General features: G+C 75.8%; 10 protein-coding genes. 7 read left to right on the forward strand and 3 right to left on the reverse strand.

From position 1 onward, the window contains the following. Nucleotides 1-19 precede the first annotated feature (19 nt). From D1781_RS07355 to D1781_RS07365, 3 genes are all read left to right on the forward strand, one after another. A complete protein-coding gene (locus D1781_RS07355; RefSeq protein WP_233551079.1) occupies nucleotides 20-1,177 on the forward strand; it encodes a PrsW family intramembrane metalloprotease in 1,158 nt (385 codons plus the stop codon). Between the two features lie 165 nt (nucleotides 1,178-1,342). Continuing rightward, nucleotides 1,343-2,974, forward strand: a complete 1,632-nt coding sequence (locus tag D1781_RS07360; protein ID WP_119481531.1) for a DUF1800 domain-containing protein — start codon at nucleotides 1,343-1,345, stop codon at nucleotides 2,972-2,974. Between the two features lie 18 nt (nucleotides 2,975-2,992). After that, nucleotides 2,993-4,378, forward strand: a complete 1,386-nt coding sequence (locus D1781_RS07365; RefSeq protein ID WP_119481532.1) for a DUF1501 domain-containing protein — start codon at nucleotides 2,993-2,995, stop codon at nucleotides 4,376-4,378. 121 nt (nucleotides 4,379-4,499) lie between these two features. Here the strand turns inward: D1781_RS07365 and D1781_RS07370 are convergent, their stop codons facing one another. Beyond that, the gene (locus D1781_RS07370; RefSeq protein WP_199706426.1) at nucleotides 4,500-5,210 is read right to left on the reverse strand and encodes a M50 family metallopeptidase; all 711 of its coding nucleotides are present in this window, start codon (nucleotides 5,208-5,210) and stop codon (nucleotides 4,500-4,502) included. Beyond that, entirely contained in the window at nucleotides 5,207-6,532 is a 1,326-nt protein-coding gene (locus D1781_RS07375; protein WP_119481533.1) for an MFS transporter, read from the reverse strand. The genes D1781_RS07370 and D1781_RS07375 overlap by 4 nt, the downstream gene beginning before the upstream one ends. Before the next feature lie 66 nt (nucleotides 6,533-6,598). On the opposite strand from D1781_RS07375, the gene D1781_RS07380 reads away from it, so the two are divergent. The 4 genes from D1781_RS07380 (at nucleotide 6,599) to D1781_RS07395 (ending at nucleotide 11,202) form a co-directional block, all read left to right on the forward strand. Continuing rightward, nucleotides 6,599-6,976 carry an FKBP-type peptidyl-prolyl cis-trans isomerase gene (locus D1781_RS07380; RefSeq protein WP_119481534.1) on the forward strand — a complete coding sequence of 126 codons (378 nt, stop codon included), beginning with the start codon at nucleotides 6,599-6,601 and terminating at the stop codon, nucleotides 6,974-6,976. A 61-nt stretch (nucleotides 6,977-7,037) separates the two neighbouring features. Then, nucleotides 7,038-7,562, forward strand: coding sequence for an adenine phosphoribosyltransferase (locus D1781_RS07385; protein ID WP_119481535.1), 525 nt, complete (start codon nucleotides 7,038-7,040; stop codon nucleotides 7,560-7,562). A gap of 120 nt (nucleotides 7,563-7,682) precedes the next feature. Continuing rightward, the gene (locus tag D1781_RS07390; protein ID WP_119481536.1) at nucleotides 7,683-8,948 is read left to right on the forward strand and encodes a DUF4192 family protein; all 1,266 of its coding nucleotides are present in this window, start codon (nucleotides 7,683-7,685) and stop codon (nucleotides 8,946-8,948) included. A gap of 52 nt (nucleotides 8,949-9,000) precedes the next feature. Then, entirely contained in the window at nucleotides 9,001-11,202 is a 2,202-nt protein-coding gene (locus D1781_RS07395) for a HelD family protein (protein WP_119481804.1), read from the forward strand. Nucleotides 11,203-11,275: 73 nt separating this feature from the next. Here D1781_RS07395 and D1781_RS07400 read toward each other — a convergent pair whose 3' ends face one another. After that, complete coding sequence (locus D1781_RS07400; RefSeq protein ID WP_119481537.1) at nucleotides 11,276-12,460, reverse strand: MarP family serine protease; 1,185 nt, start codon at nucleotides 12,458-12,460, stop codon at nucleotides 11,276-11,278. Nucleotides 12,461-12,611: the final 151 nt, after the last annotated feature.

Consider the following 12,611-nt stretch of genomic DNA (forward strand, 5'->3'; position numbering starts at 1 on the left):
GCGCTGGGAGCATGGTCCCGTGACCGACATCCGGCAGGCCCCGGTCGGCCTCGCGCCGATCGGGCCGGACCAGCACACGCCCGGGCACGCCGCGCGGGCCGTCGCCGCGGCGCTCGGCATCGCCCTCGGCGTCGTCGCGGTGGTCGTCGTGCTGCTCTACCTGATCTCCGCCCTCGGCGCCGCGGGCGTCGCGATCGCGGCCGTCGCCGCCCTCGTGCCCTTCGTCGTCGTGCTGCTCGTCATCCGCTGGATCGACCGGTGGGAGCCGGAGCCGCGGCCCGCCCTCGTGTTCGCCGTGCTCTGGGGCGCGGGCGTCGCGGTGGCCCTCGCCCTGATCTTCGACCTCGGCGTGCAGCTCGTGGTCGGCGCGTCCGGCGGCCGGCCCGACGACTTCGCGCAGGCCGTGATCCAGGCGCCGCTCGTCGAGGAGGGCGCGAAGGGCCTCGGCGTCCTGCTGCTGTTCTGGGTGAACCGCCGGCACTTCGACGGCCCGGTCGACGGCATCGTCTACGCGACGAGCATCGCCGCCGGGTTCGCCTTCACGGAGAACATCCTCTACTTCGGCCGGGTGCTCGCGGAGCAGGGGCTCGGTGCCGCGTTCGTCTTCACCTTCGTCGTCCGCGGCGTCTTCTCGCCCTTCGCGCACCTGCTCTTCACGGCCTGCACCGGCTTCGCGATCGGGAAGGCGGCGGAGCGCGGGGGCGGCGCCGCGGCGGGCTTCGGCGCCTACCTGCTCGGCCTGATCCCGGCCGCGATCCTGCACGCGCTGTGGAACGGCGGGCTGTCGCTCGCCCGCGACACGATCGGCTACTACCTCGGCGTGGAGGTGCCGATCTTCCTCGGCGCGGTCGCGGTGGTGCTCGTCGTCCGGGCGCGCGAGCGCGCGATCACCCGCGCGCGCCTCGGCGAGTACGCGCAGGCGGGCTGGTTCACGCCGCAGGAGGTCGCGCTGATCTCGACGCCCGGCGGGCGGCGCCAGGCGATGCGGTGGGCCGACGCGCAGCGCGACCCGCGGGCCAAGCGGGCCGCGATGGACCGGCTGATCCGCGACGCCACCCGGCTCGGGCACGCCCGCCAGCGCCTCGTGAAGGGGCGCGCCACGATCGGCCGCACCCCCGACGAGCAGGAGCTGCTCGGCCGCATCACCGCCGACCGCCAGGTGCTCACCGCCCCCTGATCCCTCCCGCCCCGTTTCGTGGGCACCACCCGCCTGCGGAGCGAAGTGGGAGCGCGGGGTTCCCGCTGACCGGAAGGTCGCGTGCGGACCCGCGCACCCCGCCGTGTCGCGATCGGGCCCGCCCGCGGCCCTCCCTACGGTTGGCGCCACCGCAGGGGAGGACGCATGAGCGACATCGACGAGCGCGACGCGCCGGACACGCAGGGACCCGTCAGGACGTCGTCCCGCCGCGGCCTGTTCGGGCTCGGCGCCGTCCTCGCGGTCGGCGCCGTCGCGGGCGACGCGCTGGTGGGGGAGGCCGACGCGGCCGAGGCCGCCACGGCCGCGACCGCGGCCCGGAAGGGGCGGCAGTACCCGACGGCGTCCGCCGCGGCGAAGGCCGTCAAGCGCTCGCGGTCGAGCCTCTTCCCGCACGACCCGAAGGCCCACCTCCTCCGCCGTGCGACCTTCGGTCCGCGCCCGAAGGACGTCGCGGACCTGAAGCGGCTCGGCATCGACCGCTGGCTGGAGCGGCAGCTGCACCCGAGGTCGATCAAGGACCCGCGCGGCGCGAAGGCCGCGGCGCTCTTCCCGCTCGACGGCGCGAAGCCCGGCACGATCGTGAAGAAGACGAAGCGGTACAGCTGGGACGCCATGATGGCGACCGCGCAGGCGACCCTCGCGCGGCAGGTCTTCTCCGACCGCCAGCTGTACGAGATCGTCGTCGACGTCTTCTCCGACCACCTCCACGTCGCGATCCCCGGCGGCCAGTGGCACACCACGCCGAGCTGGATCAAGGACGTGATCCGAGGGCACGCGTTCGGCACCTACGAGGGCATGCTCCTCGCCGCGATGAAGCACCCGGCGATGCTGAACTACCTCTCGAACGACGAGTCGCGCCGGGCGGACGTGAACGAGAACCTCGGCCGCGAGCTGCTCGAGCTGCACACCGTGGGCCGGGGCGCCGGGTACACGGAGGCGATGGTCCGTTCGAGCGCGAAGATCCTCTCCGGCCGCACCTGGGACTACGACACCGGGAAGTACTACTTCAACGAGCCGTGGCACTGGACCGGCCGGGTGAAGGTGCTCGGGTTCAGCCACGCCAACGGGTCCATGTACCGGGGCGAGCAGGTCGGCGACGCCTACCTGAAGTACCTCGCGCACCACCCCGCCACCGCGCGGAACATCGCCCGCCGGCTCGCGACCCGGTTCGTGTCGGACACCCCCTCCGCGGACCTCGTGAACCGGCTCGCGCACGTCTACCTGCGCCACGGCACGAGCATCACGGCCGTCGTCGACGCGATCTTCAAGTCGAGCGACTTCTGGTCCTCCGTCGGCGGCAAGATGCGCCGGCCGCTGGAGGACGCGGTCGGCGCGCTCCGCGTGCTCGACGTGAAGCGGGCGTCGGGCATGAAGACGCCGCTCGGCTGGCTCTACTGGAACCTGAACGCGCAGGGCCACGCGCCCTACGCGTGGGGCCCGCCGAACGGCTACCCCGACGTCGCCGCCGCGTGGCTCGGCGCCGGGGCGATGCTCCAGCGCTGGAACCTGCACCGCGCGTTCGTGAACGGGTGGTGGCCGAAGCTCGGCTGGACGAAGCCGTCGAAGCTCGTGAAGCGCACCGCCGGCATGACGACCCTCCAATGGACGCGGGCGGCCGGCAAGCGGCTGCTCGGCACGACGCCGTCGAAGAAGCACCTGCTCGCCGTCGTCCACGGCGCCGGCCTCACCGCGGGCTCGCCCGCCCCGACCGACGACTGGCGCTGCGGCAAGCTCGCGACGCTCCTGCTCGACTCCCCGTACTTCCAGCTGCGCTGACGCGACAGGAGACCCGTGATGACGACCCCCGCGACCCCCGCGCCCTCCGAGGACGTGCTCCGCACGCTCCACCCCGACTGCCCCGACTGGCAGCGCCTCGGCCCGACCCCGCAGGACGCGGCGCTGCGCGCCATGGCCGAGGCGCAGCGCCTCGCGGAGGAGGAGCGCGACGCGGCCTGGTCGGGCGGCTTCAACCGCCGCACCTTCCTCGCGGCCGGGCTCGGCGTCGGCGTCGCGACCCTCGGCGCGCAGCTCGTGACGAGCCGCGTCTCCTACGCCGCCGCGGACGAGGTGCAGCGCGGCACCCTCGTGGTCGTCTTCCTCCGCGGCGGCATGGACGGGCTCTCGATGCTCGTGCCCGCCGCGGACCCGCAGCTGCTGAAGGAGCGGCCGAACATCGGCGTGCGCGCCGGCTCGCTCCTCGAGTTCGACACCGCGCGCGGCTTCGGCCTGCACCCCGCGATGGCGCCGCTGAAGCCGCTGATCGACCAGGGCCGGGTCGCCGCGGTGCCCGCGGTGTCGACTCCCGACCTGTCGCGCAGCCACTTCCAGGCGCAGGACTGCCTCGAGCGCGGCTCGAGCGGGTCCCTGACCACCGGCTGGCTCGACCGGGTGCTCGTCGCCGCCGGCCCCGGCACGACCTTCCGCGGCGTCGCGGTCGGCGGCACGACCCCGCGCTCGCTCGTCGGCGCCGCGAACCCGATCGCGATGCACGACCTCGGGTCCGTGAAGCTCGACGTCGACAAGACGGAGACGAAGCGGACCACCGCGGCGCTGCAGGCGCTCTACACGGGCCTCGACCACCCCATCGCGAAGCAGACGAGGCTCGCGATCGGCGCGCTCGGGACCGTGTCCCGGATCCGCGACGCGAAGCCCGCGGCGGACGCCGTCAAGTACCCCGACGGGAACTTCGCGGACGCGCTGAAGAACCTCGCGATGCTGATCAAGGGCGGCGCCGGCGTGCGCGTCGCGTGCATCGACGTCGGCGGCTGGGACACCCACACCGGCATGGGGAACGTCGACCGCGGCGACATGCAGCGGCACCTCGGCGACCTCGCGAGCGCGATCGCGGCGTTCGCGAGCGACCTCGGCTCCGACCTGCTCGACGACACGACGGTCGTCACGATGAGCGAGTTCGGGCGCCGCGTCGAGGAGAACGCGAGCGGCGGCACCGACCACGGCCACGGCGGGGCGGTCCTCGTCGTCGGCGGCGGCGTCAGGCCCGGCGTCCACGGCGTCTGGAAGGGGCTGGCGCAGCGCACGACGCTCGGCGACGTGCCCGGCTGGAACGACTACCGCGACGTGCTCACCGAGGTCGTGAGCAAGCGGCTCGACCTGTCGGCCGGGAAGCTGAAGACCGTGTTCCCGGGCTGGCGGGCGAAGCCGGTCGGCATCGTCGCCTGAGGCCTTCGCGGATCCGGAGATCCTCCGCGGATCCGGAGTTCTCGCGCGACACGCCGCTCGCGGGCTGCTGCGGACGGCGTGTCGCCCCGGATCTCCGGATCCGCGAAGGGGACCGGAGGGCTCAGCGGGCGAGGGGCGCGACCAGGAGGGCGCCCGCGCCGGCGACGCCGGCCAGCGCGGCCAGCACGAGGACGAGCAGCCAGAAGCCGGCCGGGACCCGCGTCACGCGGGCGAGCTGGTCGGCGTCCGACCCGCGCTCCCGGCGGCTCGCGGCGGGCAGCTCCACGACCGCGCGGAGGCCGCCGAGCACGAGGAACGCGGCGAGCACGAGTGCGGCGCGCATCCGCCAGGCCGGGTCCGCGAACCACGTGACGGCGCCGACGAGGCCGCCGGCGACGAGGACGGACCAGAGCCCGAACCAGTTCCGGATCTGCACGAGGACGAGCACGAGCAGCACCAGCGCGCCCCAGAGCGCGAGCGGCGCGCGCCCCGCGGCGACCGCCCACGCGACCAGCACGCCCGCGACGGACGGCGCGGGGTAGCCCGCGAGCAGCGTCAGCGCCATGCCCGGCCCGCGCGGGCGCCCGACGCTGACCGTCAGGCCGCTCGAGTCGGAGTGGAGGCGGATCCCGGCGAGCCGTCGCCGGGTCAGCGTCGCCGCGAACCCGTGGCCCGCCTCGTGGACGATCGTGATGCCGTGCCGCACGTGCGGCCACGTCGGCAGCAGCAGGAGCGCGCCGACCACGGCGACCGCGCCCACGAGGTCGAGCGCACCCGGCACCGGCGTCGCGGCCACGACCCGCGCCAAGAGCGCCGCGAGCGCGCCGGTCACGGGGTCGGGCGGAGCGCGTCGTAGTCGCGGAAGCCGCGGCGGACGAGCAGCGTGACCAGTCCGACGATCAGCACGCCGCCGAGCAGCGGCGGCAGGAACAGCAGGCCGGTCGTCGCGAGCAGTCCCGCCCAGAGGTCGCCGACCCGCGGGCCGCCGGTCACCACGACGATGAACACGCCCTGCAGCCGGCCCCGCATGGAGTCGGGCGCGGCGGTCTGCAGCATCGTGCCGCGGAAGATCGCGCTCACGTTGTCGGCGCCGCCGGCCCCGGCGAGCAGCACCGCGGCGATCGCGATCCACACCGGTCCGGCGGGAGAGGGGAGCACGCGCGTCCACTCGCCGATCGCGGCGACCGCGAGCACCGCGCCGAAGAGCGCGATGCAGGCGCCGTAGACCTGGATGGCCCGCTCGATGGCGACGCCCTGCCGGCGCACCCCGCCGAGCCGGCCGGAGAACAGGCTGCTGAGCAGGGCGCCGATCGCGAACGCGGCCGACAGCAGGCCGACGGTGATCGCGCCCCCGCCGAGCGTCACGGCGCCGACGGCGGGGTAGAGCACGCGCGGCTGCCCGAAGGTCATCGCGACGATGTCGACGAAGAAGCTCGTGCGGATGTTCGGCGCGCGCTTCAGGAAGTCGACGCCCCCGGCGAGGGAGGCGAGGCCCGGCCGGTCCGCCGCGCCCTCCGGCGGCAGGCGAGGCAGCGTCAGCAGGGCGACGAGCGTGGCGACGAACAGCACCGCGTCGATCGTGTAGCACCAGGCGAAGCCGGTCGTCGCGACGAGCACGCCCGCGAGCCCCGGGCCGAGCGTGACCGAGACGCCGACCGCGATGCCGTTCAGCGCACCGGCGGCGGGCAGCAGCTCGCGGGGGAGGAGCCGCGGGGTCGCCGCCGACTCGCTCGCCTGCAGCACCGTCGTCGCCGTCGCGGTGAGCACCGTCAGCAGGTAGAGCGACCAGACGCTCTCGGCGCCGGTCCAGGCGAGCGCCGCGAGCACGACCGTCGACAGCCACGACACGACGCCGGAGACGAGCGCGACGGTCCGCCGGTCGAAGGCGTCGGCCAGCATGCCGCCGTAGAGCCCGGCGAGCACCGTCGGCACGAGCGCGAGCACGCCCGTCAGGGAGACCGCGAACGTCGCGGCCGCGGCGCCCTCGCTCGGGCGGACGAGCGCGAAGACGTTCAGGCCGACGGCGACGAGCGTGAGCTGGCTGCCGATGCCCGCGACGGCGCGGGAGCCCCACAGCCGGGCGAACGGTGCCGACGCGGTGAGGGGGCTCAGGTCGATCAGCGCGCCTCGACGCGGCGGGGCGGTGTCGTCCATCGCCTCCATCCTCCCGGAGGGCGCGGTCAGCGCGCGCCGACCGGCCGTGCGCTTGACTGTCGGCCCATGAGCGAACTCACCGATCTCACCGTCAAGCCGGAGCTCGACCCGCCCACCGGGCCGGCGCCGGACCAGCTGGTCGTCGAGGACGTCGTCGTGGGCGACGGCGCGGAGGCGAAGCCGGGCGGCACCGTGACCGTCCACTACCTCGGCGTCGACTACGAGACCGGCGAGGAGTTCGACTCCTCGTGGAGCCGCGGCCAGTCGATCTCGTTCCCGCTCGGCAACCTCATCAAGGGCTGGCAGGAGGGCATCCCCGGCATGCGCGTCGGCGGCCGCCGCATCCTGACCTGCCCGCCGGCGCTCGCCTACGGCCCCGCGGGCGGCGGCCACCGCCTCTCCGGCCGCACGCTGATCTTCGTCATCGACCTGCTGAAGGCGTGACGCCCCGTCGCGGGACGGCGGCCCGGTGCCGCCGTCCCGCGACCCGCTAGGTTCGAGCGCCGTGGCCTCCGCAGCGGAACTCGTCGACCGCCTGACCCTCGTGGTGCCGGACTTCCCGGAGCCCGGGATCCTCTTCCGCGACCTCACGCCGACGCTCGCCGACGCGGCCGCGCTCCGCGCGATCACCGACGAGCTCGTGGGCCGCTTCGCCGGCGCCTTCGACCTCGTCGCCGGCATCGAGGCGCGGGGCTTCCTCCTCGCGGCGGCCGCCGCGTACGCCGCGGGCACCGGCGTCGTCGCGGTGCGCAAGGCGGGCAAGCTGCCGCCCGCGACGCTCGTCGAGCACTACGAGCTCGAGTACGGCGCCGCGGCGCTCGAGATCCGCGCCGACCAGCTCGCCCCGGGCACCCGGGTGCTCGTGCTCGACGACGTGCTCGCCACCGGCGGCACCGTCGACGCCACGTGCACCCTGCTCGAACGCGCGGGCGCGCACGTCGCCGGCGTCGGCGTGGTCCTCGAGCTCACCGGTCTCGGCGGCCGGGAGCGGCTCGCCGGTCGCGACGTCGCCGCGATCCGCGCGGTCTGAGCCGGACCCTCACCTCCCCTCCGGCGGATCCCTCCCTCCCCAGGTCCTCCCCGCCCCGATCCCCGGATCCGTCCGGTCCTCGGGCGCCGCGGTGCGCCGGCCGCCGCCAGGCTGCGGCGCATGTCGAAGCAGAGCGCCCGCCGCCGGTCCCGTCCCCGACCCTCCCGCCGACCGCCCGTCGTGGTGCGGGCGACGGGACCGGCCGACCTCCTCAGGCTCGTGCCCCTGCTGGCGGGCGGCGTCCCGGAGGACAGCCTCGTGCTGCTGCTGTTCCGGCGCGCCCAGGGCACCAGGTCGCGGACGCACGGCGCGCTGCGCATCGACCTGCTGCACTCGGCGGACCCGGACGAGCTGGAGCGCTGGGCCGCAGCCCTGCTCGGCACCGTACTCCGCGTCGACGGCGTGACGGGCGTCGCCGTCGCGGCCTGGACCCCCGAGACCTTCGCGCCGAGCGGCCGTCCGCCGGCCGCGGCGCAGGTCCGCGCGGTCGCGGAGCAGGCCGAGCGGAGAGGCCTCGAGGTCCTCGAGCGGTTCTGCGTCGCGGCCGACGGCTGGGGCTCGCTCGACGACCCGGACCTGCCGCGCGGCGGCCTGCCCCTCGCCCTCATCGAGCCGGAGGAGCCGGTGCGCCGCCTCCGCCGGGTGGAGGACCCGCCGCCCGCCCCCGCCGATCAGCAGGACGCGTTCCTCGACCGCTACGACGAGTGGTGGACGCGTGGGGAGGGGCCGGGCGGCGTGCTGCACGGCGTTCGGCTGGCCGAGCCCGGCAGCGCCTTCGGGCCGGCCGCCGAGCCGGAGGCGGCGATGGAGCGCTACCGCTGGGGCCACGACGTCGAGGAGGTGGTCGCCCTGGTGGAGGCGGCCCTCGAGCCCCACGACGACGCCGCGGGACCCTGCCCGTGCCGCGCCCTCCTGTTCGCGCTGGGGGAGCGGCAGGGGCTCGAGAACCTCGTGCTGCTCCAGCTCGCCTGGGGCCGGGACTTCGGCATGGAGCTGTGGAGCGCGACCCGCGACCCGGCCGCGCGCGGAGCGACCTTCGAGCGCCTCCGGCAGGCGATCTCGGGCGGCCGGTTCCGGCGGCCCGACCTCGACCGGATCGACGCCGCGATCGGGCTGCTCCTCGCGATCGCCCGGTGGGTGCCGCGCGCGGACCGGGCGCCCCTCGACGGGATGCTCGCGTGGCTGCACTGGGCGTCCGGCGGCAGCAGCGCCGCGGGCGCGTACGCGCAGCGCTGCCTCCGCAGCAGCCCCGGCCGCGACGTCGCGACGCTCGTGCTCGCGCAGGTCGAGCGGGGCGCGCTGCCCGCCTGGGCCTTCCGCGCCCGGCCGGAGCGGGGCGGGGGCCTCGACGCGCTGCTCGCGGAGGCGGCGTCCCCCGCCCGATGAGCGACCGCACCCGGGCCTAGGATGGATGGCCGCGAAACGGGAGGTGCAGCGCATGACCGATGTCGCGGATGCGGAGCTCGCCAGGGAGCAGCGGTACGTGTCCGGCCTGTACGTGCGGCTCGACGCCCTCCGGGCGCAGCTGCTCGCCGAGCTGGAGCGGGTGCGACGGGGCGGCGCGAGCGGCACCCACCAGGCGCGGACCGAGCGCGACGCGATGGCGCGGCTGCTCGAGGACCGGACGAAGCGCCTGCGCGACGTCGACGAGCGGCTCGTGTTCGGCCGGCTGCAGGCCGACGACGGCGCGCTGCGCTACATCGGCCGGATCGGCCTCCGCGACGACGACCAGCAGCCGCTGCTGCTCGACTGGCGGGCGCCGCAGTCGAGCGCCTTCTACCAGGCGACCGCGGCGACACCCCTCGGGGTGCGCGTGCGGCGCCACCTCACGACCCGCGGGCGCGACGTCACCGGGCTCGAGGACGAGGTGTTCGATCCCGGCGACATCCCCGAGGACGTCACGCTGACGGGCGAGACGGCGCTGCTCGCCGCGCTCACCGCGCAGCGCACCGGCCGGATGCACGACATCGTGTCGACGATCCAGGCCGAGCAGGACCGCATCATCCGGTCGGAGGCGCGCGGCGTGCTCGTCGTGCAGGGCGGTCCGGGCACGGGCAAGACGGCGGTCGCGCTGCACCGCGCCGCCTACCTCCTGTACGCGGACAAGGAGCGGCTCGCGCGCAACGGCGTGCTCGTCGTCGGCCCGTCGCGCAGCTTCCTCGAGTACATCGAGCAGGTGCTGCCGTCCCTCGGCGAGACGGGCGTCGTGCTGCGCACGCTCGGCCAGCTCTACCCCGGGGTCGACGCGGCGAGGGTGGACCCGCCCGCCGTCGCGGCCGTGAAGGGCCGGACGTCGATGGCCGGCGTGCTGCGCCGCGCCGTGCACCTGCGGCAGGTCGCGCCGACCGAGCCGGTCGACATCGAGGTGAACGGCGTCGCCCTCACCGTGCACCCGTCCGTCATCCAACGGGCGATCCGCCGTGCGCAGCAGACCCGGAAGCCGCACAACGTGGCGCGGGTCGCCTTCGTGAAGGACGCGCTCGCGGACCTGACCGGGCTGCTCGCGGAGCGCGTCGCGGCCCGCGGCACGACGGTCGACGACGAGGACCGGCGGATGCTCCGCGAGGACCTCCGGACCGCGCAGGACGTCAAGGTGCTGCTCAACACCGCCTGGCTGCCGCTGACGCCCGAGAAGCTGCTCGGCGACCTGTACACGCGGCCCGACTACCTCGCGGCCGCCGCCCCGGAGCTGTCGCGGCGCGACCGCGACCTGCTGGCCCGGCCCCGGCGCGCCCCCTTCACCGTCGGCGACGTGCCGCTGCTCGACGAGGCCGCCGAGCTGCTCGGCGAGACGGACCTCGTCGGCGACGCCCGGGCGCAGGCGCAGGAGGCGCAGCGGAAGCGCGACATCGAGAACGCCGAGGCCGCGATCGCGAACATGGGCGTCGAAGGGCTCGTGTCGGCGGAGGCGCTGGCCGAGGGCTTCGCCGAGGACTCCGGCCGGCTCACGACCGCGGAGCGCGCGGCCGTCGACCGCACCTGGACCTACGGCCACATCGTCGTCGACGAGGCGCAGGAGCTCACGCCGATGCAGTGGCGGCTCCTGCGGCGACGCGGGCCGCTCCGGTCGTTCACCGTGGTCGGCGACCTCGCGCAGTCCGCGATGCAGCCGCCCGCGGCGGACTGGCGGGAGGCGATCGGGGCGCTGACGGAGGACTTCCGGCTCGAGCGGCTCACCGTCAACTACCGCACGCCGCAGGCGATCGCGGAGCTCGCGGAGTCGCGCGCCCTCCGCGACGGCCTGCCGATCACCCGCTCGCGGTCGGTGCGCGAGGGCGAGGCGCCCGCCGTGGCGCACGCGCCGGTCGACGGCCTCGTCGCCGCGGCGGTCGACGCCGTCGTCGGCGACCGCGGCCGGGGCGACGGCGGCTCGCTCGCGGTGGTCGCGCCCGCGGGTCTCGTGCCGTCGCTGCACGACGGGCTGCGCGCGGCGCTCGAGGAGCCGGTCGGGTACGGCGCCCAGGGGCTCGGCGCGCCCGTGTCGGTCCTCGACCCGTGGACGGCCAAGGGGCTCGAGTTCGACAGCGTCGTGGTCGTCGACCCCGACCGGGTCTCGCGGGAGGCGGGCGCGGGCTCGCTCTACGTCGCGCTCACCCGCCCGACCCGCCGCCTCGTCGTGGTGGAGCCGGCCGCCGGCTGACCGCCCGCGCCGCTCGCTCCGCCATCTCGTTGGTCGAGGTGCGAGCGCAGCGAGCCTCGAGACCACCCCGCGCCTACCCCCGGCTGCAGCGCCCGGTCGACACCGCGGACGACAGGTCGCCGGCGCGCTGCACGACGCTCCCGAACTCGTCCGGCGTCATCGCGTAGCCGAGGTCCGACTGGCTCGTGCTCTTCGCGAAGACGAGGCCGATCACCCGCCCGCTCGGCGTGAGCAGCGGGCCGCCCGAGTTGCCCTGCTCCACGTCCGCGGCGATCGCGGCGATGTCCCGCTCCGTGCGGCCGCCGCCCGTGACGTCCGGCACGGACACGCGGCCGGACTGCACGACGCGGGCGCCGCCCTCCGTGAAGGGCCCGCCGAAGGGGTAGCCGGCGACGACGCCGCGGTCGCCCACGCCGGGCGGGTCCGCGATCGCGAGGGGCGCGGCGTCGAGCCCGGGCACCGCCAGCACGGCGAGGTCGCGGCGCGGGTCGTAGAAGGTGACGCGGCTGCGCAGCGCCTGCCCGTTCGGCGCGAGCACGACCGGGTCGGTGACGCCGGTCACGACGTGGGCGTTCGTCAGCACGCGGTCGTCGGCGACGACGAAGCCCGACCCGGACTGCTCCTGGTTGCAGGCGGGCGCCCGGCCCGTGATCTTCACGACCGACTCCGCCGCGGTCCTGAGGCCGGCCGTCTGGTCGACGCCGGGCACGGCGGTGCTCCCGCCCCCGGTGCCGGTGCCGAGGGCGATGCCGAGCTGCGGGATGCCGCTCGAGAGCACGGTGGAGCGCAGCTGCGCGAGCGCCCGGTCGACGGGGGCCGGGGTGGCGGTGTCGATGGCACGGAGGACCGCGGAGGACGCGACCGGCTGGGCGACGTACGGCACCCCGAGCGAGACGGCGAGCGACGCGATCACGGAGATCGCGAGGGCGCTGACGACGAGCTGCGCGGCGGCGCCGAGCAGCCGGTCGATCGGGCCGAGCGGGCTGCGCCGCAGGACGCCGCCGATCGCGGCGCCGATCCCGGACCCGGCCGCGTGGCCGAGCAGGACGAGCACGATCGCGGCGACGATCGTCGCGACGACGCGACCGGTCTCGTCGGGCACGAGCGAGCCGATCAGCGGGGAGAGCAGCGCGGCCGCGATGCCGCCCGCGATGATGCCGACGATCGCGCCGAGGCTGCGCACGAAGCCGAGCCGCCAGCCCTGGACCAGGTAGCCGAGCAGCACCAGCACGAGCACGATGTCGAGCACGACGGACACGACGGCCTCCTTCCCCCGGTGGCGACGAGGCTACGGGGCGGTGCCGCGGCCCCCGGCGCGCTCGCCGGAGCGCTTCAGGATCCGTTCAGGGGCGGCCGACCGTCGGCCGGGGCGCGGCCGCCTGGTAGGCTCTCGTGCCGCCGTGAACCGG

Origin of the sequence: Amnibacterium setariae, from assembly GCF_003581425.1 — a bacterium.
Classification (GTDB): domain Bacteria; phylum Actinomycetota; class Actinomycetes; order Actinomycetales; family Microbacteriaceae; genus Amnibacterium; species Amnibacterium setariae.

Coding starts and splice junctions, on each gene's coding strand:
- D1781_RS07395 (WP_119481804.1), top strand. CDS start 9,001: ATGACCGATGTCGCGGATGCGGAGCTCGCCAGGGAGCAGCGGTACGTG.
- D1781_RS07380 (WP_119481534.1), top strand. CDS start 6,599: ATGAGCGAACTCACCGATCTCACCGTCAAGCCGGAGCTCGACCCGCCC.
- D1781_RS07360 (WP_119481531.1), top strand. CDS start 1,343: ATGAGCGACATCGACGAGCGCGACGCGCCGGACACGCAGGGACCCGTC.
- D1781_RS07365 (WP_119481532.1), top strand. CDS start 2,993: ATGACGACCCCCGCGACCCCCGCGCCCTCCGAGGACGTGCTCCGCACG.
- D1781_RS07375 (WP_119481533.1), bottom strand. CDS start 6,532: ATGGACGACACCGCCCCGCCGCGTCGAGGCGCGCTGATCGACCTGAGC.
- D1781_RS07390 (WP_119481536.1), top strand. CDS start 7,683: ATGTCGAAGCAGAGCGCCCGCCGCCGGTCCCGTCCCCGACCCTCCCGC.